Source organism: Sulfidibacter corallicola (assembly GCF_017498545.1).
Classification (GTDB): Bacteria; Acidobacteriota; Holophagae; order Acanthopleuribacterales; family Acanthopleuribacteraceae; genus Sulfidibacter; species Sulfidibacter corallicola.
In genome coordinates this window covers 4,055,001-4,079,001 of sequence record NZ_CP071793.1, presented here as the reverse complement: position 1 = coordinate 4,079,001, position 24,001 = coordinate 4,055,001, and the positions used below count along the sequence as shown (strand labels likewise).

General features: G+C 57.4%; 23 protein-coding genes (1 of these 23 running past the window's edge). 3 read left to right on the top strand and 20 right to left on the bottom strand.

What is annotated here, in order from left to right:
* Nucleotides 1-215: 215 nt before the first annotated feature.
* Entirely contained in the window at nucleotides 216-530 is a 315-nt protein-coding gene (locus J3U87_RS12060) for a hypothetical protein (RefSeq protein WP_237383289.1), read from the bottom strand.
* 376 nt (nucleotides 531-906) lie between these two features.
* On the opposite strand from J3U87_RS12060, the gene J3U87_RS12055 reads away from it, so the two are divergent.
* Complete coding sequence (locus J3U87_RS12055) at nucleotides 907-1,305, top strand: VOC family protein (RefSeq protein WP_237383288.1); 399 nt, start codon at nucleotides 907-909, stop codon at nucleotides 1,303-1,305.
* Nucleotides 1,306-1,334: 29 nt separating this feature from the next.
* Here J3U87_RS12055 and J3U87_RS12050 read toward each other — a convergent pair whose 3' ends face one another.
* The 11 genes from J3U87_RS12050 to J3U87_RS12000 all read right to left on the bottom strand — a co-directional run bounded on the left by J3U87_RS12050 (nucleotide 1,335) and on the right by J3U87_RS12000 (nucleotide 14,594).
* Nucleotides 1,335-2,252 (bottom strand): 2-hydroxyacid dehydrogenase, encoded by a 918-nt coding sequence (locus J3U87_RS12050; RefSeq protein ID WP_237383287.1) that lies wholly within the window; start codon nucleotides 2,250-2,252, stop codon nucleotides 1,335-1,337.
* A gap of 352 nt (nucleotides 2,253-2,604) precedes the next feature.
* Nucleotides 2,605-3,903 (bottom strand): UDP-N-acetylglucosamine 1-carboxyvinyltransferase, encoded by a 1,299-nt coding sequence (murA, locus tag J3U87_RS12045; RefSeq protein WP_420038265.1) that lies wholly within the window; start codon nucleotides 3,901-3,903, stop codon nucleotides 2,605-2,607.
* A gap of 229 nt (nucleotides 3,904-4,132) precedes the next feature.
* Complete coding sequence (gene prmC, locus J3U87_RS12040) at nucleotides 4,133-5,008, bottom strand: peptide chain release factor N(5)-glutamine methyltransferase (RefSeq protein ID WP_237383285.1); 876 nt, start codon at nucleotides 5,006-5,008, stop codon at nucleotides 4,133-4,135.
* Nucleotides 5,008-6,105, bottom strand: a complete 1,098-nt coding sequence (gene prfA, locus J3U87_RS12035; RefSeq protein WP_237383284.1) for a peptide chain release factor 1 — start codon at nucleotides 6,103-6,105, stop codon at nucleotides 5,008-5,010. Before prfA ends, prmC begins: the two co-directional genes overlap by 1 nt.
* Before the next feature lie 122 nt (nucleotides 6,106-6,227).
* Nucleotides 6,228-6,797, bottom strand: coding sequence for a type II secretion system protein GspG (locus tag J3U87_RS12030; RefSeq protein ID WP_237383283.1), 570 nt, complete (start codon nucleotides 6,795-6,797; stop codon nucleotides 6,228-6,230).
* Between the two features lie 202 nt (nucleotides 6,798-6,999).
* Nucleotides 7,000-8,781 carry an excinuclease ABC subunit UvrC gene (gene uvrC / locus J3U87_RS12025; protein ID WP_237383282.1) on the bottom strand — a complete coding sequence of 594 codons (1,782 nt, stop codon included), beginning with the start codon at nucleotides 8,779-8,781 and terminating at the stop codon, nucleotides 7,000-7,002.
* An 84-nt stretch (nucleotides 8,782-8,865) separates the two neighbouring features.
* Nucleotides 8,866-10,695: a tetratricopeptide repeat protein gene (locus J3U87_RS12020; RefSeq protein ID WP_237383281.1), complete on the bottom strand. Its 1,830-nt coding sequence runs from the start codon at nucleotides 10,693-10,695 to the stop codon at nucleotides 8,866-8,868.
* Nucleotides 10,692-11,885: a (E)-4-hydroxy-3-methylbut-2-enyl-diphosphate synthase gene (gene ispG / locus J3U87_RS12015; RefSeq protein WP_237383280.1), complete on the bottom strand. Its 1,194-nt coding sequence runs from the start codon at nucleotides 11,883-11,885 to the stop codon at nucleotides 10,692-10,694. The genes J3U87_RS12020 and ispG overlap by 4 nt, the downstream gene beginning before the upstream one ends.
* 278 nt (nucleotides 11,886-12,163) lie before the next feature.
* Entirely contained in the window at nucleotides 12,164-12,628 is a 465-nt protein-coding gene (tssD, locus tag J3U87_RS12010) for a type VI secretion system tube protein TssD (RefSeq protein ID WP_237383279.1), read from the bottom strand.
* A gap of 453 nt (nucleotides 12,629-13,081) precedes the next feature.
* The gene (locus tag J3U87_RS12005; RefSeq protein ID WP_237383278.1) at nucleotides 13,082-13,483 is read right to left on the bottom strand and encodes a flagellar protein FlaG; all 402 of its coding nucleotides are present in this window, start codon (nucleotides 13,481-13,483) and stop codon (nucleotides 13,082-13,084) included.
* A 277-nt stretch (nucleotides 13,484-13,760) separates the two neighbouring features.
* Nucleotides 13,761-14,594 carry a flagellin gene (locus J3U87_RS12000; RefSeq protein ID WP_237383277.1) on the bottom strand — a complete coding sequence of 278 codons (834 nt, stop codon included), beginning with the start codon at nucleotides 14,592-14,594 and terminating at the stop codon, nucleotides 13,761-13,763.
* Nucleotides 14,595-14,885: 291 nt separating this feature from the next.
* Here J3U87_RS12000 and J3U87_RS11995 point away from each other — a divergent pair, with 291 nt between their 5' ends.
* Entirely contained in the window at nucleotides 14,886-15,509 is a 624-nt protein-coding gene (locus J3U87_RS11995) for a hypothetical protein (protein ID WP_237383276.1), read from the top strand.
* A gap of 175 nt (nucleotides 15,510-15,684) precedes the next feature.
* Entirely contained in the window at nucleotides 15,685-16,704 is a 1,020-nt protein-coding gene (locus tag J3U87_RS11990) for a GNAT family N-acetyltransferase (protein WP_237383275.1), read from the top strand.
* A gap of 31 nt (nucleotides 16,705-16,735) precedes the next feature.
* Here the strand turns inward: J3U87_RS11990 and J3U87_RS11985 are convergent, their stop codons facing one another.
* The 8 genes from J3U87_RS11985 to J3U87_RS11950 all read right to left on the bottom strand — a co-directional run.
* The gene (locus J3U87_RS11985) at nucleotides 16,736-17,728 is read right to left on the bottom strand and encodes a DarT ssDNA thymidine ADP-ribosyltransferase family protein (RefSeq protein ID WP_237383274.1); all 993 of its coding nucleotides are present in this window, start codon (nucleotides 17,726-17,728) and stop codon (nucleotides 16,736-16,738) included.
* Nucleotide 17,729: 1 nt separating this feature from the next.
* The gene (locus J3U87_RS11980) at nucleotides 17,730-18,641 is read right to left on the bottom strand and encodes a macro domain-containing protein (RefSeq protein ID WP_237383273.1); all 912 of its coding nucleotides are present in this window, start codon (nucleotides 18,639-18,641) and stop codon (nucleotides 17,730-17,732) included.
* A gap of 153 nt (nucleotides 18,642-18,794) precedes the next feature.
* The gene (locus tag J3U87_RS11975) at nucleotides 18,795-19,721 is read right to left on the bottom strand and encodes an FAD:protein FMN transferase (protein WP_237383272.1); all 927 of its coding nucleotides are present in this window, start codon (nucleotides 19,719-19,721) and stop codon (nucleotides 18,795-18,797) included.
* Between the two features lie 124 nt (nucleotides 19,722-19,845).
* On the bottom strand, nucleotides 19,846-21,069 hold the full coding sequence (gene nqrF, locus J3U87_RS11970) for an NADH:ubiquinone reductase (Na(+)-transporting) subunit F (protein ID WP_237383271.1): 1,224 nt from the start codon (nucleotides 21,067-21,069) through the stop codon (nucleotides 19,846-19,848).
* A gap of 9 nt (nucleotides 21,070-21,078) precedes the next feature.
* A complete protein-coding gene (gene nqrE, locus J3U87_RS11965) occupies nucleotides 21,079-21,678 on the bottom strand; it encodes an NADH:ubiquinone reductase (Na(+)-transporting) subunit E (RefSeq protein WP_237383270.1) in 600 nt (199 codons plus the stop codon).
* A gap of 22 nt (nucleotides 21,679-21,700) precedes the next feature.
* The gene (locus J3U87_RS11960; RefSeq protein WP_237383269.1) at nucleotides 21,701-22,372 is read right to left on the bottom strand and encodes an NADH:ubiquinone reductase (Na(+)-transporting) subunit D; all 672 of its coding nucleotides are present in this window, start codon (nucleotides 22,370-22,372) and stop codon (nucleotides 21,701-21,703) included.
* Nucleotides 22,373-22,385: 13 nt separating this feature from the next.
* A complete protein-coding gene (nqrC, locus tag J3U87_RS11955; protein ID WP_237383268.1) occupies nucleotides 22,386-23,219 on the bottom strand; it encodes an NADH:ubiquinone reductase (Na(+)-transporting) subunit C in 834 nt (277 codons plus the stop codon).
* Nucleotides 23,206-24,001, bottom strand: partial view of an NADH:ubiquinone reductase (Na(+)-transporting) subunit B gene (locus tag J3U87_RS11950; RefSeq protein WP_237383267.1) — the 3' portion only. The gene runs 401 nt beyond the window's last position; the window shows 796 of its 1,197 coding nt (coding positions 402-1,197); its start codon lies beyond the right edge, outside the window — the gene reads right to left on this strand; its stop codon occupies nucleotides 23,206-23,208. The genes nqrC and J3U87_RS11950 overlap by 14 nt, the downstream gene beginning before the upstream one ends.

The window sequence follows — 24,001 nt, the reverse complement described above, 5'->3', positions numbered from 1 at the left end:
TGCTCTCGTGGCCGCCGTTTCGCATTCGAAGCACCTTGCATGCACGCCGTTGGGGATCGGGGTCGATCGGAGCTGGAAGATCGGAAAGGTCTCGTACGGTATGGGTCCGGTTGGGAGTCGTCTGTACGGGAGGGGACGACGGGGAGCGAGGTGCCCGCTGATGGGCTGGACCGGGATCGTTTCCTTTGGGACCTGTCACGGAAGGCCTTCGTGTTTCAGTTTTTGAGCGGTTTGGATGCTTTGGTGGCTTTGTGACGTTCCGGCACCGCTTCCTTCCAGCGGCTTCCGAGCCAGCCGCGCGTCGGCGCCTGGCCGGCGAGGGTGACGATGCCGTCTCCTTCATCGGGAAAGCCGTGGTTTTTGCTGAACCGAGCCAGGCTGTGTCGGATCTTGATTTTCAGGCGTCGATAGTCCTCGGGATCGTCTCCCCAGGGTTCCAGAATGCCTTTCTCTTCGCCGTGACGCACGATGGTGGCGGGGGAATACACCTGATCATCGTCCAGTGCCAAAAGGAAAGGCGCGTATTTCATGGGTCTTCCCGCAGTCTTTTTCATAAGCGCTTCACTCCCGTACATGAGTTGTTATGCAAAATCATGCAAAAGGTGGGGTGCATGTCCTGGATTGCGTGAAAATGCCATGAGGCTGTTATATCATTCGCGGTGTTGTAATTCAATTTAATTAAGATTCAAAACAAGCTTTTTGGTTGTTTTTCGGGAGTAAAAATAAAAATGTGCACTTTGGCGTTGTGAAACGTGAGCGTTCCAGGACAGCGCTCCATTGACCGTCGCCGCGCTGCTTCGCCACCGCCCGTTGGGGCCGCGTATTCCGGCGGTGAACTTTCTGGCCGAGGGTTTCGCGTGTTTCGCTCGTGTGTCTCGCCTATGATGGGCGCAATAGGAGGGTGTCATGCACATCGAGCGATTGGATCACCTGGTTCTGACGATTGCGGATATGACCCGAACCTTGGCGTTCTATACCAACGTTTTGAAAATGGAAGAGGTTACCTTTGGTGAGGGGAGAAAGGCGTTGCGCTTTGGAAATCAAAAGATCAACCTTCATCCGATGCCCATTCCACCTGATCAGACCTTGGTCGCCCACAAACCGGGCCCCGGTACCGCGGATCTCTGTTTCGTCACCCGCCAACCTCTGGAGGATTGGCTGAAAGTGTTGCGCGCCAACGGTGTCGAACTGGAGTGTGGGCCGGTGATGCGTACCGGTGCTCGCGCTCCCTTGCGCTCCATTTACTTTCGAGACCCCGACGAGAATTTGGTCGAGCTGTCCAATGAAATGGATGCACCTTCTTGAGTGGTGGCGGATTGCCGGAGCATGCCGCGCTATGCGATGCGATTGGGAGGCGGATCCCCCCGTAGCACGGCGATCGCGTTGGCGGCGGCCATCTTGGCCATGCGGGCCCGCGTGCCGATGGTCGAAGTGCCGAGGTGGGGGGCGAGCACCACGTTGGTGCATTCGAGCAGGCCCGGATGGACCGCTGGCTCGCGTTCGAAGACGTCCAGGCCGGCACCGGCGATGATGCCTCGCTCGAGCGCTTCCACCAGGTCGGCCTCGTTGACCACCGGACCACGGGCGGTGTTGATCAGGACGGCGGTCGGTTTCATCTGTCGTAGGGTGGCCGCGTCGATCAAGTGGTGAGTTGCTTCGGTGAGAGGGCAGTGGAGCGAAACGATGTCGCTTTCGCGAAGGAGTCGAGCCAACGACATCCCCGAGTTGCGGGAATGGGTGATCACTTCCATGCCGAAGGCTTGGGCCCGAACGGCGACGGCGCTGCCGATGCGGCCGGGACCGACGATGCCCAACCGCGAGCCGAAGAGATCGAATCCCAAGAGATTCATGGGATGCCATCCCAGAAAGCGACCGTCCCGGACCAATTGATCGCCTTCACGCAGCCTTCTGGCGAGTGCCAGCATCAGGGCGAAGGTCATCTCCGCGGTGGATTCGGTGACGGCACCCGGTGTGTGGGTCACCACGACACCCTGTCGCTCGGCTTCGGCCAGGTCGATGTTGTCGTATCCCACCGCGTGCTGGGCGACGACGCGCAATCCCGCCGTGGCCAGGACCGAAACGTCGATTCTGTCTGTCGGCATCGAAATCAATGCCGCACAGCCTGGCAGTTCCCGCATGAGGGTTGCGTGGTCGGTGGGTGCCGACGACGTGCACAACCGGACTTCGAAGCCCGCCGCTTCGAGCATTTCGGGTCCACACGGGTGGATTTCCTGGCTGATCAATACCTTCATCGATGAACCTCCTCGGTCGGTGAGGGCGTGGCTCTCCCGCCGAGGCCCGTCACGTGATCGCGAGGTGCAATCGAGCCGAGCACCGGTGTCGGAAGCTGGCGGGGGTCCATGGGGACCCGTCCGGAAACCGCGACGTGGTGAGCGGTGCCCGTTCCCGAACGGCGATACCGGCCGTCAGGTCCGAACTCGGCGGGATCGAGCCTCGAGCTCGTCGACGAGGCCCGGACTCCGATTGCCGACATCGTGCCCGACCGGAAGCGGGCTGTCGTGCGTTCTACGTCATTCGGCATCCGGATGAGCGATTGCCAAAGGTTGGCACGACGGCCGGCTTGGTTGCAAGGGGTAGATCGATTCAGCTTCCCGAAAGGGCGTCGACCGCTTCGCGGACGGCGCTATCGCCGTTTTTGATACGGCGAATCTTGGCGCCCAGATTGCGCAGTTTGCCCTCCAGGTCGTAGTACCCGCGGTCCAGATGGTAAATGCGGTCGATGGTGGTCTCCTGATCGGCGATCAGGGCCGCGATGACCAGGGAGGCGCTGGCCCGCAGATCGGTGGCCATGACCTGGGCGCCGGAAAGCGGCGTGACGCCGCTGGTGACGGCGGTGTTTCCATTGATCTGGATGTGGGCGCCCATTCGGTTCAACTCGGGAACGTGATTGAAGCGATTCTCGAAAATGGTTTCGGTAATGGTCGAAACGCCCTTGGCCTGGGTCATGGTCGCCATGAATTGAGCCTGCATGTCGGTGGGGAAACCGGGATGGGGTTGGGTTTCCACGTCGCAGGGGCGCAGGCCGTCGTGCGGGAAGACTTCGATGCGATTCTCGTGGAGTTCCATCGGCAGGCCCGCGCGCTGCATGGCCTCGAGAAACCGGCCCAGGTATTTGGGGGCGGTGTTGGTGATCGAGACCCGGCCTCGGGTGACGGCCGTGGCGCAAACGTAGGTACCGGTTTCGATGCGATCGGGAATGATGCTGTGATGGGTGCCGTGCAGTTCGTCGACACCGTGAATGACGATGCGATCGGTTCCTGCACCTTCGATACGGGCGCCCATGGCGTTGAGCAGGATGGCCAGATCCTCGACTTCCGGCTCCCTCGCGGCATTCAGCAGAACCGTGGTGCCTTCCGCCAGGGTGGCCGCCATCATGATGTTCTCGGTTCCGGTGACCGTGACTTTCTCGAAAAAGATTTCCGCACCTTTGAGGCGTTTGGCTTTGGCGTCGATGTACCCGTGCTCCAGCTTGATCTCGGCACCCATTTTTTCGAGAGCGGAAAGGTGCAGGTCGACGGGGCGGGCACCGATGGCGCATCCACCGGGCAGGCTGACCTGGGCCTCGCCCAACCTGGCCAGCAGCGGGCCGAGCACGAGAATCGAGGCTCGCATGGTTTTGACCAGTTGGTAGGGGGCGATGTGGGAATTGATGGAGCCGCCGAAGAGGGAGACCTCCTCGTCGCCCAAGACGACGTTCAGGCCCATCTCTTGGAGCAGGCTGCACATGGTGTGAATATCGCGGACCATGGGAAGGTTGGTGAGGTGAAGGGTGTCGGCCGTCAAAATACTCGCGGCCAGACTGGGCAGTGCCGCATTTTTCGCGCCGCTGATGCGGACTTCGCCTTCGAGGGGTCCGTTTCCGATAATCACGAGTTTATCCATAGTGCTTATGTTCCTTTCCCAAAAAAAGTGTTCTAGCCGTCTCTGCGCCGAGGCATGCTGCTGAAGGTCCCGATCTTTACCCGAGGAGGGTCGCCATAGAATGCGATCTTACGGGAGAACCGGCGGCGCTCAGGCTGATGTGGCCAAGTGTGATCTTTGGGTATGAAAAAAGTATGAAGCCCGAATGAAGTCGCCGCGCTGCGGCTGGACGGCTCCCGGTTTGGGTCGATCATTCGGCATGCCCCTTCGCGCCCCGGTCGAACACCAGAAAGCGCGGCACGCCGTGCTGATCGAGCTCCCAATTGTAATCGCCCGTGTCAAAATTTTGTTGAAGAAAATTTGTCAAAGTCTGGTGATGGTAGTGGCCCAACTCGAAGCCTGCGCGACCCGGGACGGCGAGAAACCGGTATAAATCCTTCAAAATGATTTTGATATGTTTCTGACCATCGTCTTCGCTGAAGAGGGCGAGCGGTGGTTCGAACGCGATCACGCTGTCGTCCAAGGTGTCGTTCTCGGCCACGTAGGGCGGATTGGCGATGACGAGATCGAACCGCAGCGTTGCGTGAACGCCTCGACGAACCGCCTCCCACAGGTCTCCTTGGAGGAAGGTCACCCGGTCCTGCAGTGCCAACGACGCCGCGTTCTCGCGGCCCAGGCTCAGGGCTTCCTGGGAAAGGTCCGTCAGCCAGACCCGAGAGCGGGGGAATGCGCGGGCCAGGCTGAGGCCGATCACCCCGCTACCGCAGCACATGTCCAAAATGGTCGTGGGTGGCTTCGTGCGGTGGCGCTCGATGAACAGTCGCGTCAGCTCTTCGGTTTCGGGCCTGGGAACCAGGGCGCGGCGGTCGATGCGAAAGGAATCCTCGAGAAAGGGAACGTGCCCGAAACTGTAGGCCCAGGGTTGACCCGCCTGAAGCCGCTGCACCTCTTCTCGCAGGTCGCTGACCAACTCCGCCGGCAATTCCCGCTCCGGGTGGGAGAGCAGGTGGCTCTCCGGGAGGCCCAGGCGTTCCGCGATCAATTGGCGCAAAAGGCGCCGAGAGGTGGCGCGATCGTCCTTGGCGAATCCCGCCACCTGTTCCGCGATGAAACGATCGACTTCCATCAGGCCTGACCGAACTCTTCCTTGATGCGTTCCGCCTCGAAGGAGGAGCGGCAGGCCTCGATCATTTCCTTCATCTGCCCGTTCATGAAATGGTCCAGTTGGTAGAGTGTGACCTTGATGCGGTGATCGGTGACGCGCCCCTGGGGAAAGTTGTAGGTGCGGATCTTTTCGGATCGATCTCCACTGCCGACCATGCTCCTGCGATCGGCCGCGACCTTGTCTTGCTGCTCGCGCAGCTTGAGGTCGTAGAGATGGGCACGCAGGATGCGCATCGCCTTCTCGCGGTTCTTGATTTGGCTGCGCTCGTCCTGGCAGGAGACCACCACACCGGTCGGGTTGTGGGTGATGCGTACCGCCGAATCGGTGGTGTTGACGTGCTGTCCGCCCGCGCCGGAGCTGCGGAAACGGTCGATGCGCAGGTCACTTTCCTTGATTTCGACATCCACGTCTTCGGCTTCCGGCATGATGGCGACCGTGATCGCCGAGGTGTGGACCCGGCCCTGCGTTTCGGTTTGGGGAACGCGCTGGACGCGGTGGGTTCCGGATTCGTACTTCATCTTCGAATAGACATCAGAACCTTCGATGACCGCGCTGACCTCCTTGACCCCACCGATGCCGGTTTCGTTGATGCTGGAAACATTGACCTTCCAGCCATTGGTTTCCGCGAATCGACTGTAGGCTCGAAACATTTCGGCGGCGAACAGGCCGGCCTCTTCACCGCCCGTACCGGCCCGAATTTCCAAGATGATGTTCTTGCCGTCCAGCGGATCTTTGGGCAGGAGCAGGCGTTGCAGCTCCAAAAAGGTCTCTTCCGCGGTCTCTTTCGCGGCGGGCAGACCCTCGCGGGCCAGTTCCACCAGCTCCGGATCTTCGTCTTTACCGGCCAATAGGGACTCGTACTCCTCGATTTCGTCCGACGCCCCCCGGTATCGGTTGTAGGCCTCGATGATCGGTGCCATGTCCCGATACTGCTTCGCCAGTTTGCTGTACTGGTTGGCATCGGCGACGATGTGCGGATCGGCCATTTTTTCTTCGACGGTCTTGAAAGAGTGGACGACCGAATCGAGCTGCTTGAGAACGGCGTTTTTGATGTTCACGAAATCATCCTTGAAAAGAGAGAAGCGGTTGGAGAAAAGGATCTGGGTATCGATGGCCTGAAACGAGAAGAACCCCGCGATCGGCCGTGCCGAAGGCGAGGTTCCCCGTAAATGCGGTGGCGCTACTTGCCGTCGAGAATGTTGTCCACTTCCTTGTTGTTGGAAAAATAGCGATCCTGGTCTTGACCGACCCCACCGGGAAGGCCGTCTTTGCCGAACGTGGCCAGAACGTAACCGTCGGGTGCGCGCTTGGGGATCCGCGCAGAACTGTAGGTGGGCTTGTAGTGGATGGGGTTGCCCCAGGGATCTTCCCATTCCGGGGTGACCACCGGCGGAAGCTTCTTGAGATCTTCCGGCGTAAGCGGGTAGGCGAGAAAGCGAACTTTGTAGTGTTCCAGGGCACGGTGGATCCGCTGGAAGTTGGAGTGGATCGAGTCGCGCTCATTGTCGATCAACATATTTTGCACGCGCTGCAATTCTTCGATCTCGTTCTCGGCCTTCTTGGCGTAGGAGGTTTCGCTGTAATCGATCTGAATGCGTTGCAGGATTTCGATGGCCTGGCGGAATTCGCGGCGTTCCGCATACAGGTCGGCGCGGTCGTAGAGTTTTTTTGCCTTTTCGGTATCCTCGTCTTTGCATCCCAGCGATATCAGGGCGCACATCAAGAGACCCACACGAAACAAAAGCTTCATCAACATACCTCGTTTTTGAAAACAGCTACCAAAGTATATCAGCCCGAGGCCGATCCTCCCATAGCAGAGCGTATTCCCGCACCATGCTTATTCTAACTCGGATCCCAATTTGCAGAGGGCCGAATCGCGGGAATTTTCGTCCCGGCTGGCGGTCCCTCGAATGTCGTTTCGCCGTTGGCTCACCCATCGGTTTCGAGCGCCCCTACTTGAGCACTTGGCGAATATTCTCGGCGATTTTCGGACCCACGACCTGGGATAGTTGCTGAGGATCCGCGTCGCGGATGCGTTTTACGCTGCCGAAGTGATTCAAGAGCTTTTTGATTCTCGCGGGGCCGAGGCCGGGAATTTCTTCCAGCGCGGATTTGACCATGTTCTTGGCGCGCTTGCTGCGGTGGAAGGTGATGCCGAAGCGGTGTGCCTCGTTGCGGATGTGTTGCAACATGCGCAGTGCGGGTTCGTGATGGGGAATGATGATCGGTTCGTTGTCCGCGGTGCGATAGACCCATTCTTCGCGTTTGGCCAGCCCGATCAGGGGATGGTCGCCAAGTCCCAGGTCGCACAGGACTTCGTGGGCCGCGTGCAGTTGGCCCAGGCCGCCGTCGACGATGATCAGATCCGGCAATGCCTTGCCCTCGTCCAGCAGGCGACGGTAGCGGCGCCCCACCACTTCCGCCATCGAGGCGAAATCGTTGGGCCCTTCCACCGTCTTGATGTTGAACTTCCGGTAATTTTTCTTGTCCGGTTTGCCGTCCAGAAACGAGACCATCGAGGCTACCGAAAGCGTACCCTGGGTGTTGGATATGTCGAAACATTCCATACGTTTGGGGAGGGCGTGCAGACTCAGCACATCCGCCAACTGCACCACGCCCGGATGTTCTTCGTGTTCGGCCGCCTGCAATTCCAGGTTGGCGCGAATGGTTTCGTCGGCCATGGCGAGCAGTCGCTTCTTGGTGCCGCGCTGGGGAACGGTGACCTGGAGCTTGCGTCCTCGCGTTTCCGAGAAGGCTTGGGAGAGCAGTTCCAATCCGGCGCCTTCCGGCACCACCAATTCGTCGGGCGGGTCCTCGTGATTCAAATAATAATGGGTCAGCCATTTCCCCAAATCGGAATGTGGATCGTCTTCCCACTCCACCTTGAATTGGGAAGAGCGCACGATGGAACCGGCCCGGATCGCCATGATCAGGACCACGCCCTTCCATCCGTCGGCGCTGGTGGTCACCACGTCCAGACGCTGGTACTGCAGGCTGGTGACCTTTTGCGGATTTTGGACCCTCGTCACCAGGCCGAGCAGGTCGCGGAAGTAGGCGGCTCGTTCGAAAGCCAAATCAGCCGCTGCCGCCTGCATCTGGTTGGAGATCTCCTGGATCAGGTCGTCCTGCTTGCCGGCGAGGAACAAGGCCGCCCGATCGACACCTTTCTGGTATTCCCCTTCGGCGACGCGAAAGTCGCACGGTGCCTCGCAACGCTTGATGTGGTACTGCAGGCAGGGGCGGTAGGATTTCTGGCCCAGGGCCAGGTCGCAACTGCGCACTTTGAAGTGTTGGTGAATCAAGCGAATCGTCTGGCGTGCCGCGCGGGCGCTGGGGTAGGGGCCGAACAGGGTATCGCTGCCCTTCTTGCGGCGTCGCGTCAGGACCACTCGGGGATAGGGTTCATCCGTGATCTTGATGTAGGGGTAGGTCTTGTCGTCGCGCAGCATGACGTTGAAGTGCGGCTTGTTGTTCTTGATGAAGCTGTTTTCCAGGAGCAGGGCCTCGGCTTCGGTACGCGTGATGACGATTTCGAGCTTGGCGATCTTGGCGACCATGCGTTCGATACGCGGGCCTTTCGGCGTGTTTTGAAAATAGCTGCGCACCCGGGCCCGCAGGTTGCGTGCCTTGCCCACGTAGAGCAATTTGCTCTTGGCGTCGGAAAACAGGTAGACCCCGGGGGAAATCGGTAACTCTTCAAGTTGCTTGCGCAACGACTCCGCGATATTTGCCATCATCGCTCCTGGCGTCCGGCATCGAACCACCGGCCCGGTCGGGTTTGGTGGTGATGCCGGGCGGTACGACCCGCGTGGCTCCGGTCAGAACACCTCGCTGCCGGGCTCGGTGCCGATTTCGAACCCCAGGGAGGGGAAGACGAAGTCCTCGATCGGGTTGCTCTGAGGCCGGAGTTTGGCCGCTCGTTCGAATACTTTGAATGCCTCTTCCTGAAGGTTCAGGGCCAGCAGTACCATGCCGTAATGGTACAGGTGTTTGAGGGTTTCCTGCATGGAAAGCGCGTTCTCCAGCAACTCCAGCGATTCCTCGAAACGGCCCTGCTTGAAGTAGACCCAACCCAGGGCATCCAGCGCGTTGTGGCGGAACTCGGGTGGGCTCAGCTCCAGGGCCTCGCCGGCGAGCTGCTCCGCTTCGCGCAGATCCAGGCCCAAATCGGCCTTGGTCAGCGCGAGGCCGTAGTTGGCGATCGCTCGGCCGTATCCGGTCGGGAAGGTGTGGGCCATTTCGGTCAGGGACTCGATCGCCTCGTCGAAACGACCTAGGGTACGAAAGGACTCCATCTCCAGCGTGTAGGCCATACATCTGGCCATGTCCGGCATTTCGAGGGACATCGCCTTGCGGATCACCTTGACGGTTTCTTCGTAGCGTTTGAGGGAGAAGGTCAAGACCGCGTAACTGATCAGCAGCGCGTACACGTCCGAATGTTCCTTGATCAATTGGCGGTAGTGGGGCAACGCCTGCTTCAACTTGCCCTTGCGCACCAGGTCCTCGGCGAATTGCAGCAATTCCAGGCTGTCGCCGGTCAATTCCGCCGCACCCGATTCCAGCATGGGTGTGTCGAGCGGTGCCTCCTCCTGGTATTCCAGGCGATTGGGGTTGAGTTCCATCGCCTTGGAAAAGCAGGCGCGGGCCTTGCGGGTCCAGCCTCGCTCCAGATAGACCATGCCGAGGGTAAAGACTGCCTGCTCGTGTTCCGGATCCAATTCGGTGGCTTGCGAAAGGTAGTCGATGGCCTCTTTCAGCCGGCCCTTCTCCTTGGAGATCAATCCCATCAGGTAGTAACTCTGGGCCTGGGGCTCCAGCTCGTTACATCGTTGCAGCAGGGGGACCGCCTCGTCGTACTTCTCTTCGCCCACGAGAATGGCGGCCAGGCTCAGCAAGGCCACGGGATGGGATTTGTTGATCTGCAGGCATTCGCTGAGCTGTTGCTTGGCGGCCTCTACCTGGTTCTCGCTGTAGTTGTGCAAACCCAGCATCAGCAGCGCGCCCGCGTGATCCGGTTTGGCCGCCAGAACCGTCTCCAGGTATTGGATCGTCTCGTGACTCTTTCCCTGTTGGTTGTAGAATTCCGCGAGGTAGAACGCCAGCTCGTAGTTGCGCTCGTCCAAGGCGAGCGCCTTGATCAGCACATCCGCGCTGTCCTGGAAGCGATCGGAGAAAATCAGCAGCTCCGCTTCCTCGATCAATTTCTGGAAGTTGGCTCGCTTGCCCGGCTCCCCGCGGAACAGCGCCACGAAACGGCTTTTCATGTGGGCGAAGCGTTCGCGGTGGCGCGCTTCCTCCATTTGCTCCGCCATGGTGGATTCCCACCGTTGGTACAGCAGGTCCTCCCGCAGCAGTTTGGACTCGCGCAAGGTATCGATCAGGGCCGAAAGCCCCGCCCGTGTCACGAAGGAGTTGCGGTCGAGGATATCGAAAGATTCCGACAGGCGACCCACGTGATCCATCAAATTATTGACCGATTCTTCCAGGCTGCTGATGCGCTCGAGAAAGTGATCTTCGATCGAGAGGCGCGGAAGGTCGGGCTCGTCCCATTGTTGATTGCCGCCCACGACCAGCAATTTACTGCCGCACTTTTTACAGGATTCGCTATCATCGGGGTTTTGGGTCAGGCACATTTGGCAAAAGATCAAAGATTGGCCACCTTTTTGGTTGCCGGTGGTTCTTCCCAGCGACCGTCTTCTTTTATCAGCGCGATCAGGTGCGCGATCCCGTCGTCCTCTGGCACGTTTTTCAGCACTTCCTCGTGCCCGCGGTAGATCGATATGCGGCCCAGTCCCTTGCCGACGTAGCCGTAATCCGCGTCGGCCATCTCACCGGGACCGTTGACGATGCAGCCCATGATCGCGATGTCCAGGCCCACCAGGTGCTCGGTCGCCGCGCGCACCTTGGGCACGACTTCCGTCAAATTGAACTTGGTGCGACCACAGGAGGGGCAGGCGATGAATTCGACCTTGGTCTTGCGCAGGCCCAGGGCTTGGAGGATGTCGTAACAGACCGGAATTTCTTCCAGCGGATCCTCCGCCAAAGACACGCGAATCGTATCGCCGATGCCTTCGGCCAGGAGGGTACCGATACCCACGGTGGACTTGATGCGGGCGTATTGACCGTCGCCCGCCTCGGTGACGCCCAGGTGGAGCGGATAGGCGTTGATGCGCTCGGCGAAGCGCTCCGAAATCAAGCGGTTGGCCGCCAACATGATCGGCACGCGCGAAGCTTTGAGGGAGACCACGATGTCGTAGAAACCCTCCGATTCGCAAATGTCGATGAACTCCAAGGCGCTTTCGACCATGCCCTCGGGTGTATCCCCGTGGATGAACATCATGCGTTCGGAAAGCGAACCGTGGTTGACGCCGATGCGCATGGCGGTCCCATTGTTTTTGCAGGCCTTGATGACCTCGGTCATCTGTTCGTGGATCTTTTCGCGTTCTTCGCGGATCTCGGCTTCCGTGTATTCCTGATCGGGCAGGCGTCGTTTGAACACGAACAGGCCGGGATTGATGCGGATCTTGTCGACGTGGCGCGAGACCTCGCGCGCGATTTTGTAACCGTTGTGATGGATGTCGGCCACCAACGGGATCTGACCGTGGCCGCGCGCTTTCAGCGCCGCGCGGATCTCGGCCAGGTGGTGTGCGTCCTTGAGGTTGGGGGTCGTGACCCGTACGATCTCGCAACCGGCCTCGTCCAAACGGATGATGGCCTCGACGCAGCTCTTCACGTCGCTCGTGTCTTCCACGATCATGGACTGGACCGCGATCGGCGTATCGCCGCCGATGGTCCTCGATCCGATACGGACTTCTCTCGTCAACTTGCGTTTGATCAAAGTGCCCCTCTGCTGCCACGTCTAAGTGGGACGCTCCGGTCCCAGGCACTTTAATATAGACCAGAAATGCCGTTTTTTTAACCCATGGGGTGAGAGGGGGCGCCGCTCGCTCGGCCGATCGGGAAAACCCGAGCCCATAAATAAGGAGAGCCCCCAAGGTGGGGGCTCTCGTCATAAGAATCGAAACCGGGTGAAGCATAGCGCCTCAGATAATACTCCCGGTGCTTTGTTAAGGCGATCCGGTCAGGTTAATCCTGCCGCGACCGTGCCGGGTCGAATTACTTGTTGTCGTGACGGTCCATTACTTCGATGCCGTCTTCGTTGTAGCAGTAGGTGACTTCGCCGTATACCAGGGCGATTTCGTCTTCGTCCACGTAGTTGCCGGAATGGGGCGCGTGAACGTGCATTTTGTAGGAGCCCACTTTGATAACTTTGAGTTCCTTGAACTTGATGGTGAAGTACTCGAACTGGTCACCCTTGATGTCGGGCTTCACCATGTGCACGGTGAGATCGGCCATTTCCAGGTTGTTGAACAGGTGCTGGTAGAAACCGGGGGTGTGCTTGCCGGTTTCGGCGCGGAAGATGAAAGGCTGACGGGTACGACGGCCTTTGATGTTGTTGTCCAGTTCGGAAACGGGCAGGGCGGAGCTGACGCTCATTTCGTGAACACGGATCTGGCCTTCGAAGCCAGCGTCGGGGGACTCACCTGCGATGGGGCACTCGATATAAGCATAATTGGTCATGTCGATCTCTCCTAAGATGTGTTTTGCGATTGAACTCGCTTGATGGGAAACTCATATTGCGATCCACGTGCCAACTTCGAAAAGCCGTGCTCCAGGCGGAGTTTCGCCGTTTCAAGCGGGTCTGGATGCCAACTTTTGTTCGTTTCGCGGGAACCCTGTACAGTTCCCCGAACAACCTCGCCGAAATCGGCTACCCGAAAAACCGAACACACCATACACGATCCGGAACAGGATGAACGGGGTGTTCGAGAATCGGATGGATTCGGCTGGTAATCGCCGAGTTAGGGTGTGTGCGCTATCTCACTTTTTTCTCGCGCAGGGCACGGCTGGCGGCTTGTCGCATATGCGGCGCAGGTAAAAAGGGCCGCCCTCTCGTGGCGAACCGTGCCCGGCGGTCATCGAAACGGTGAGGGAACATGGCTTTGCAGCCTTACGGGTTTCGTGACTTCGTGATCAGGCGGTGATACTCAGACGAAAGCCCGCCAGGTCGTGGAGACTGCGTTCCAGTTCCAGCACTTCGTCTGAGTGAAATTTTCCCAGGACCTCGTCGTTCTCCGGTTCGGTCATCACGATATGGGGCCGTTTTGTTTCGGAGTTCAGTTGAAAATCGACGCGATGGTCTCGGTCGGTCAATTTCGCGTTCAGACGAACCACCAGATCGCCAAGCATGCGCCGGCTCCCGGAGAACTCGTCGGATTGCGCTTTCCTCCGATTTCTGTTCTTGGGAGATGCGGGCGGTTCGGGGCGTTCCGGTGGGACCTTGGTCGGGGTCGGCGAATGACCCTTGGTGCGCTTGGTGGAAAAGTCGGTCGAGCGGGGAAAGCGCGAATAGGTTTGTGGGTTGACGTGAATCACACCGAAACTCCGGGTCGAGGAACTTTTTGAAATCCAAAGGTAAGTGGAAAGTGAAGGGCTGTCTGAGACTTCCCGTGATTTGTTCGAACGACTCTGGGCGAGATGGGTTCCACAAATTCAGTGAGTCGACTCTGGTGGAGGCTCTCTTCGCCACGAGATCGTCGCGTGCCGCCTGGGCTCGAATCCATACCTTACATATATATGGATCCCATCGCTTTTCGGGGTCTTGTTCTCCGGATTCGGGCCAGCGGCACTCGAGAGCGGTTCGTAGGAGCCGCTAACCCAGCAGTGACAGCACTTGGTTGACATTTAGATTGGCCTGGGCCATCACCGAGACGTTCGATTGGTTGAGAATTTGGAACTTGGTCAGAGCGACCGTCTCTTCGGCGATATCGGTATCGCGAATCAGCGATTCCTGATCCTGCATGTTGATGATCCGTTCGTCGATAAAGTCCATGTTCTCGTTGATGCGCACGGCCATCGCGCCCAATCTGCCCCGTTGGCGATTGACCTGCTCGATGGCCGCCTTTGCCGCGGTCAGCGCGTTGCCGGCCGTGAGTTCCGTGGTCAGGTCGCCCATGGCCAGGCCAAGTGCCGTGGTGCTGATGGTGGAAGTGGTGACGATCAGGGTCTCGGTGGGATCGGCGGCATCGATCGTCAGGTTCACTCTCATGGTCGTGCCGGCCGAGCCGAAGACCGTCACGTTGCTGAAGCGAACTTCATCGTTGATTTGATCGATGTCTTCCAGCAGCGATTGGAACTCGGCATCCAAAGCCAGCTTGGCGTTGGAGTTGTCGGGGCCGGTCGTACCGGATGCCGCTTCGGTGGCCAGCTCGGTGATCCGGGTCAATACGTTCGACATTTCCTCGAGGTGACCATCCGCGACCTGAATGAAGTTCATGCTGTCGAAGTGATCCCGTTTCAATACGGAATAGGATCGGATCTCGGATCTGAGGTTGTTGGCGATCTGTAGATCCAATCGGTCGTCGGCGGCTTCGAGAATGCGCTCGCCGGAAGAGAGGCGTTCCAATGATCGATTGATGTTTCGTTCCGAACTCTGGAGTCGAAGTAGGGCATTGTCTGCACCGAAGAAACTGGAAATGGCCACCATGGTGAAGCCTCCTTGTGGGTGAAAACCGGGATCGAGCCTTCCGGACACCGAGTCGACGTTCGGCGGTGGTGGCGACTCCATGCGGTGGCGCCTGCCGTCCGTCTCGAATCTCGCGCGTGTTGCGTCCGTTTGACCTTTCACAAGGGGCCGGGAGCAAGCGATGAGCCAATCTGAGTCAAGGGTGGTTTTGTTGAAAATAAAGGGGTTATGGGTAGCGCTGGCTATTCGGGATGGTTTGTGACATGATTTCAGTAATCTTTTCCCGGAAATTTTTTCCCCAATGCTGGATCGGTGAGGATCGCGATGGCAACAATTGTAATAGATGGTGGCGAACACATTGAGGTCGAGTCCTCCGAATCGGATTCCGTATTCGATATACTCCTCAAAGCCCAAAAAGACGGATGGTCTCCTACCCAAACCATCGGTCGCGTGTCGGTGGGAGAGCGATATATCGAGCCGTTGAACGAGGAAGCACTCAAAGCTGTCACGGCCGAGGGTGGCGTCATCGGTGTGTGGCTGGTTCAGGAAGAGCCCTCTCGTTCGGTGTCCCAGATCATCAGCGATTCGGGCGAGTACCTGCAACGGCTCGAGAGCGGATTTCAGGAACTCTCGGAGAAGATTCGCGTCCAGGGCAATCCTGGCGATCATCAGTCCTTGTCAGACGGTGTCAGCGGACTGCGTACCATTTTAGAGCTTTTTGGGACCTTTCTTCAGCAGGACAATCTTCCGGCTGAGCTCCGGGAAGAGTTCACCGGCTTTCTCGAGGAGCTGAACGAAAAATCGCGCGAATTGAACGAGGCTCAGGAAAGTGGCGATATGACCATGATCGCCGATATCCTCGAGTACGAGTTTGTGGAAGCGATTCAGCAATTGCGGACGTTCCTCGAGAAGATGTCTGAATTCGCGGAGGATTGATGCCCCCACGTGGGATTGTCTTTTCGGTTACTTCCCGTTCGCGAACCCTGTTTTGGGATGTGTCTTCGCAGGGCCACCAGATGGTGGCGATCTGAATGATGTTGAACCTCCGTGAGAGGTCGTGCTCCGAATTCTATGGAATAAAGCGTACTCATATTTAGAGGAATGGGTTGGTTTGAAAGAGGATCGGACCATTCGCCCCCTGTCCACCATGGAAAAGAAACTTTCATTTGAGGAACTGAGAGGTTGTTCCCGAGAATACGACACCCTGGCTTTGGCCACACCGGGGATCGATGTGTTTTGTTCTTCCAGTATTTGGGGATTGTCTGCCGTCGAAGCCTTTTACCCGGACGCGCGATCCCTGGTGATGCGCACCGATCGAGGTTTTCTCGGTTTGATTCTCTATCGAATTCCGGGCATGGGTCTCACGATCATGCCGCTCGAAGCGAGCTGGTGTTTGGCTTCCCCGTTCATCGGACCCGATATCGGTGAGTTGGTCGATCTGCTCTACAAGTTGGCGCGTGGTATGGGGCCCCGCTGGGACGCGTTGTTTCTGGCCGGCTTGACCGAGAAAAGCCCATTGTGGCAGCGGCTTATCGGCACTTTCTACGTGCGCTACGGTATCTTTAGCGGACCCAAGACGTTGCGGCGCATCGCGTCGCTCGAGGGCGGGCTCGACGGTTTTTTGGCGCGCCGGACCTCCAAGTTCCGCAACAATTTGCGCCGCGATCAACGCGCGGTTGCCGATTTGGACATCACCTTTACCCATTGGGACGGGATCATGAGTTCCGAAGCGGCCGACGCCTTGTTTCTGCGCATGATGGAGGTCGAGGCCCGCAGTTGGAAGGGGCTTCAGGAACAGGGGGTCAACGAGGGCGGCATGTTCCTGTTCTATCGGGAAATGTTGAAAATGCTCGGCCCGGTTGGACAGCTCCGCGCCATCATGGCGTGCAAAGGAGGTCGCGATGTGGGGTACATTTTCGGTGCGGTCATGGGCAAGACCTATCGCGGCCTTCAGTTCAGCTTTCTCGACAACTACAGCCGCCTGGGACTGGGCAACGTACTCCAGTTGGAAATGATCAAACGGCTATGTCTCGAGGGCATCGATCGCTATGACCTGGGCACCGAAATGGAGTACAAATCCCGCTGGGCTGAAATCGGCCTCGAGACGGCTTCGATCGTGGTTCGGCCTTGACTCACTCGTGAATCGCGAGCATCGAATGGAATCAAAACAATAAATTGTGTGGTTTCGCTTGGTATGGGCTCTCTTGAAAGAAACTGCGATAGGCCAAGAAGCCGTTCACATGAATCGAAATCAGATATGCATTTCGAGGCTCCGAGATTCTCAGGGAATACGGATTGGGCTCGAATTGAAATCTGGTCCGTTCGAACACTTGTGTATATCCGTACTCATCCTTGACTACGATTTGTAGATCGAAAGGTCCTGTATTGTCGGGCGAGACTCGGATGGTAATCAGAGATCGACTCAGGCTGACCTCTATGATGAAGAAATGGCGTTTGAAGAAAAGATCCCCACGTCGATCAATAACCACTTGAGGTCGCCATCGATCGAGCACATTTTCGCTCAACAGCGAGTTTAGGGTCTCTCGTTCAGCCATAGATCGACATACGATGTACTTTAGATTCGAGAGGTCCAAGGGGTCCTCGGCCAATACCTCCGCATGACGGGCGTTTACGATTTCGCTTTTCTCTTCTGGCTCGAGAGGGCTGTCGTGAAAAATGCGAGCGAAGTCGAGAGACTTCAGAAAAGTCAGGCCATATCCCTTTTTGTGTTGTCGTGCCACGCTTCCGTCGGTCATGATCGTGCCCTCTTTTCCAATGATACCCGAGGCATCGAACAGGAAAAAAACCGGCATTGGGCAATGAGCTCCCTCGTAAAGAGAGTCTGGTTGGCGGATGCCCTCATTTCGAAATTGGGTTGGTGTCCTTGGTCGGAAATAGAGACGCACCCAATCTTTTTCAGAGTGCTCTGTGCGGGAGATAACTTCCTGACTTGCTGAATCGCGGAAAGTTTGTCGCTGGGTGGTCAAGGCGTTCCGAGAGCGGAGGAATCCTTGATTGAGTATACTTGCGGCGTTGTGAACCTCAGTGAAATGGTAAACGAAAAATGGCCACCACGATCTGGCTTTTCCGAGCGAAGGCGCGTTTCCCAGTTTCTTGAGGTATCGTTCGATCTCGCTTCTTTGGCCGTGAATCATGCTATTTGGCTTTGATCAAAGGTAATTCATTTTCTCTTAACAGGGGTTGCGATTCTCCCGGGACCAAACACAGAGCACGGTTTTTTCCGGCTCTTCCAGAATCCTTGACCTCCGTGAATGTAACGTAGGGAAGTCTCAAAAAAATTGGCATGAGATACTCGAACGGGAGGCGTTGCGATACCAGATTGGCATATAGATAGTCGTTATCGCGAAGGAGGTGCCAAAGATCCAGTAGATCTTCGCGATCAATTTCCAGAGTTCGCTCCTTCGCTTCGAGTTGTAGTTTTTCCCGCTGCTGGTTTACCGTAATTCTGGCCTTGAGATTCGTTCCTGTTTCGAGAGTTTTTAAATTTGGATTCGCCTCCAGAGATGATTTGATGTCTTCCAATACCGTCTGAAAGGGAATGGCTTTGGGATCAGCATGTATCCAGTGATTCGTTTCGTGAGGGCAACGATGCTCTGGGCGAAGAGTTTCGTTTTTGTAGAGATAGATAAATACTTGAATGGGCAGCCTTTTCAGATGCTTTTCCATCATGGGTTTGACGTCATGCCAGGGGAGTTCTCCATTGCCACATCCAAGTAATGGGAACGCGATGCTTTCTATGCCGGCTTCAGCATATTTTTTTTCGAAGCATTTCAAACCCTCTTCGATGTACTCCAGTTTCGAGGGGCGTCGCCAGTGTGTCTTCGTCGGAAAGTTAAGGATCCACTTCTCAGCTAGTGTGTGCAGGTGTAACTTGCCAATTGTGAAATCTTTGCGTTCGCAAAGCTCTCGATAATCACGGAACATGTCTGGATATCTTTTTTTGAATTGCAAAGCGATACCCTTACCCATGACTCCGACCGTATTCACAGCGTTGACGAGAACTTTTGCCGGAGACTGGAAGAGATCTCCTTCTATGTAGGTGATCATGATGCGTTCTCCAACCTCTCTGGTATTGAATTAGCGTTCCCAATTGGTTTGCTCTGTTGCTTAGTTGACTGGCTTTTTCCCGGTGCCCAACGACAGCATCCATGTATTTATTATAAACAAATCTCCGGGCTGTTTCGGCTGGCTTGTCGCCTGTCAGGGGGCCGGGGATGACAGGTAGCGATCGAAGCCGCTGCTCTTGCTGATCTTCAGTTCGTCGTTTTCGCCGTACTCCAGGATCATACATTCCAGATCCGGGCGGTTCTCCACGAGCTCGATACAAGCGGCCGGCTCGGGAATCATGAACGCCGTGGCCAGTGCATCGGCAGTGGCACAGTCGTCGGCGATCACCGACACGGAGGCCGTGCGTCGCGGAATCGGATAGCCGCTGCGGGGGTCGAGGATGTGGCTGAAGACCTGACCCTCGTGCGTGAAGAAAATCCGGTAATCGCCCGAGGTGGCCATGGCCTTGCCGCTGAGATTCGCCACTTTGTAGATCTTCCGAGAGCCGTCACTGCGTGGGTCTTCGATGCCGATTCGCCAGGGGACGCCGCGGGCGCTCGAGCCCGAGGTGCGCACCTCGCCGCCGATCTCGACCATGTAGCGTTGGAAGCCAAGCCCCGCTAGGTGATCGGCCACCGCGTCGACCGCGTAGCCCTTGGCGATGGCGCCCAGGTTGAGATTCAGGGTGGGCTGGGTCTTGCGCAATTGGTTTCCTTCGAGCACCAACTTCTCCCAACCGTACAACTCGCGTATGCGTTCGACTTCCGAAGCTTCGGGGAAGCCTTCGCGCTTTTTCGTACCAAACCCCCACAGCTCGATCAGAGGGCTGACGGTAGGGTCGAAGCTTCCGCTGGTTTCCTGGGCCAGGTTCAGCGCCAGGCGAATCACGCCAGCCGTTTCCGGGTCGATTTCCAGCGAGGTGGTGTCCTGATGGCGATTGAATCGCGACAAATCACTCGTCTCCACCCAATTGGACATCAACCCGTTGATGCGATCCACCACCGCTTGGATCTCGGCTTGCAGTGCCAGAACGTCGACCGGCGAATCGCTGACCACCTTGACGGAGTAGGTGGTTCCCATGGTCGCACCTTGGATGGCGTGTTCCGAAGGTTGCTTGCCGCAGGACCAGGTGAGAAGGAGCGCGCTAAAAAAAAGAAGCACCGGAAAGGCCCGGTGCTTCGGAAGTGACGATGAAATCATGGGTTTAGAACTCGTCGAAGGCGATCATTTCTTTCTCGACGCCCAAATCGTAGAGCATGTTCTGGACGGCCGAGATCATCATCGGCGGACCGCACAGGTAGTACTCGATTTCGGTGGGGTCGGCGTGATCTTTCAGGTAGTTGTCGAACAATACCTGGTGGATGAAGCCGGTGTACCCTTTCCAATTGTCTTCGGGTTTGGGATCCGAGAGACCCACGTTGTAACTGAAGTTGGGGAACTTCTCGGCAATGCCTTTGAAGTCGTCGTCGTAGAACATTTCGCGCTTGGAGCGGGCCCCATACCAGAAGGTGACCTTGCGATCGGTTTCTTTGGTGTGGAACAGGTCGAACAAGTGGCTGCGCATGGGGGCCATACCGGCGCCGCCGCCGATGTAGCACATCTCGCGTTTGGTTTCCTTGGCGAAAAATTCACCGTAGGGACCACTGACGACGACCTTGTCGCCCGGCTTGAGGCTGAAGATGTAGGACGAAGCGATACCGGGAGGAATGTCGTCACGACCCGGAGGTGGTGACGCGATACGCACGTTCAGCATGACCATGTTCCCTTCGGCGGGGTGGTTGGCCATGGAGTAGGCGCGGAAGCAATCCTCGGGGTTGTTGGCGGTGTAGCGCCACATGTTGTACTTGTCCCAATCCTCGTGGTACTCCTCTTGGATGGCGAAGTCTTTGTATTTCAGTCCATTGTAGGCTGGAATGTCGATCTGGATGTAACCGCCGGCATCGAAGTCCAGGGTCTTGCCGTCGTCCAGGTCGAGCACGAACTCCTTGATGAAGGTCGCCACGTTGTCGTTGGAGCGGACGGTGCAGTTGAACTTCTGGATGCTGAAGACTTCTTCCGGCACCTTGATCGTCATGTCCTGCTTGACCTTGACCTGACAGGCCAGGCGCCAGTTGTCCTGGGCTTCCTTGCGCGTGATGTGGGTCAGCTCGGTCGGCAGGATGTCGCCGCCGCCTTCCATGACCTGACACTTGCACATGGCGCAGGTGCCGCCGCCGCCACAGGCCGAGGGCAGGAAGATCTTGCTGCCGCTCAACGCGCCCAGCAGGGTTCCGCCCGGCGAGACGGTGGGACTCTTTTCCTCGTCGTTGTTGACCAGGATCTTGACTTCACCTTGGGGAAGCAGCTTCTTTTCCGCCACGTTCAAAATGGTGACCAGCGTCATGATGACGACGGAGAACACCACGATACTCAGTAGAATGATGGACACTGATTCCTCCTAGATGTTGATCCCGATGAAACTCATGAAGCCGATCGCCATGAGGCCGGTGATGATCATGGTGATGCCCAGGCCGCGCAGGCCGGCCGGAAGGCTGGAGTACTGCAGCTTGGTGCGGATCGCGGCCATACCGACGATGGCCAGCAACCAGCCGATGCCGGAGGTCAATCCGTAGACCGTGCTTTCCACGAAGGCGTAACCCTTGGTGTTCATGAACAGGGAGGTTCCCAGGATGGCGCAGTTCACCGCGATCAGGGGCAGGAAGATCCCCAGCGCGTTGTACAGCGTCGGTGAGAACTTGTCCAAAATCATTTCGACCAACTGAACCATGGCCGCGATGATCGCGATGTAACAGATCAATTGGAGGAAGCTGAGGTCCACGGTCGGCAGACCGGCCCAGGCCAGTGCACCGTCCTTGAGCAGGAACTCGGTGATCAACCAGTTGACCGGTGTGGTGACCGTCAATACGAACACGACGGCGAAGCCGAGGCCGATAGCCGTCTCGATTTTTTTCGAACATGCCAGGAACGAACACATTCCCAGGAAGTTGGCCAAGAGAATGTTCTCAATGAAAATGGCCTTGGTAGATATGCTAAACAATTCAGCGAGCACTGGTTCCCCCTCAATCCTCGAAATGCTTGGACGATGTCCGTTGAATCCAGATGATGAATCCAAGCAGAATGAACGCCCCTGGCGGTGTGATCATCAAGCCTACGTCCACGTAACCCATTTGGTAGAGCGCTTCGGGAATGACTTGAAAACCCAGCAGCTTGCCGCTACCCAACAGCTCACGGCCGAATCCGACCATGATCAGGATGATGCTGTATCCCAGGGAGTTGCCCAAGCCGTCCAGGAAGGAGGCCCAGGGTTTGTTGGCCATCGCGAAGGCTTCCGCACGCCCCATGACGATGCAGTTGGTGATGATCAGGCTGACGAAGACCGAAAGTTCCTTGCTCATGCCGTAGGAGAAGGCCTTCAACAATTGGTCGACCAGGATGACCAGTGAAGAAATGACCGACAGCATGACGATGATTCGGATCTTGTTGGGAATGAAATTGCGCATGATCGAGATGATCACGTTCGAACCGCACAGAACCGCCGTCAGTGCGATGCACATGACGAGGGTCGGCTTGAGACTGGTCGTTACCGCCAGCGCCGAGCAAATGCCCAGGACCTGGAGGGTGATGGGGTTGTTGTCCCAGAGTGGATCTTTGACAATCTTGCGTTCCTTTTTGCCAAAGAGCTCGGTAGGTTGTTTGGCTTGGGTGCCTGCCGTGGCTTCTGCAACGCTCATGACCGCTCCTTTCCTAGTTTCTCAGCGTCTTGAAGTACGGCTCGTACTTCGAAAGATCGGATTTGAGAAAATCATTGATACCTTTACCGGTAAGCGTGGCACCGCTGATGCCGTCTACGTAGTGGTCGTGCAGCCGATCGGGGACCGTTTCGACCACCTTGCCCTTGGCGATGGTGATCGATATCAGGTCGCCGCCGTTGTCGAGGATGTGTTTGCCCACGTAGTTCTGTTTGAACCAGTCTTCGGTGATGCGGGCACCCAGGCCCGGCGTTTCGGCGTGTTCGTAGAAACTGATCCCTTTGACGGTATTCAGATCCAGGTCGAGTGCGATGTATCCCTTGATGATGTCCCACAGGCCGTTGCCCATGATCGGAATGACGTATGCCTCTACCTTACCGCCAGGCTGGTAGATGTAAAGCGCTTTGTAACCGGGATCGTAATCGTCTGGTTTTTTACCCGCTTTACGCGCGAGCAGGCGAACCTTTGTATTGAACAGGTTCATCAGGCTGCCCTTGTCCATGCCGGTCAGGGTCTCTTGCGGGTAACCGAGACCCAACAGTTCCGATTCCATGAAGTCGCGCTGGGCTTCCTTGTTGTCCTTGTTGAGGATCTGAACCTGGAAATCCTTTTCGAAAACGCCCAGAACTTCGTCGGGCGCCATCTTGGTGAGCTGGTCCTGGGTATAACCGACCGAGGTCAGGAGGTTTTGGACGATGTCCAAACGCACGTTGTCGGCCTGGATCGGCTTCAGGTAGGTGTAGGCCAGGGAGAGTCCGATGCTGCAAACCAGACACAGGCCCATGGCGAACATGTAGGTATAGGCGGCACCCTGTTTAGCTTGCGACACGGCTCAACCTCCTGTTGATGTTGCTTTTCACCACGAAATAGTCGATCAAGGGGGCGAAGATGTTCATGAACAAAATGGCCAACATCACGCCTTCGGGATAGGCCGGGTTCCACAGACGGATCAGGATCGTCATGATGCCGATCAGGAAGCCGTAGATCCATTTACCCATGGTCGTGCGTGCGGCACTGACCGGATCGGTGGCCATGAACACGGCACCGAACAAGAGGCCGCCCATCACCATGTGCTCGACGGGCGTGACGGTCAGGACGCCTGGCAGGGTATCGCCCGCGATCAGGTTCAGTCCGAATGCGGTCACCGCGGCACCCACCAAAACGCTGACCATGATGCGCCAGCTACCGACGCCCGTCGCGATCAGGATGACGGCCCCGATCAGGCACATCAGTGCGGATGTCTCGCCGATGCTTCCCGGGATCAACCCGATGAACATGCTCTTCACGTCATAGGCCATGTAGGAGAAGTTGGCCATGACGTCCGTGGCGGTTTGACCCGGAGGCGTGGAAGCCGCGACCGAGAGCGGGGTTGCGCCGCTGAAGCCATCCACGGTGTTGCCCGCTTCGTGCATGATCCAAACCTTGTCGCCGGAAATCTGTACCGGATAGGAGAAATACAGGAAGGCGCGTGCGGTCAAGGCGGGGTTCAAGACGTTCATGCCGGTGCCGCCAAAAATCTCCTTACCCACGACGACGCCGAAGGAGATGCCCGCGGCGACTTGCCACAGGGGAATCGAGGGCGGACACACGAGCGGAAAGAGCATGCCGGTG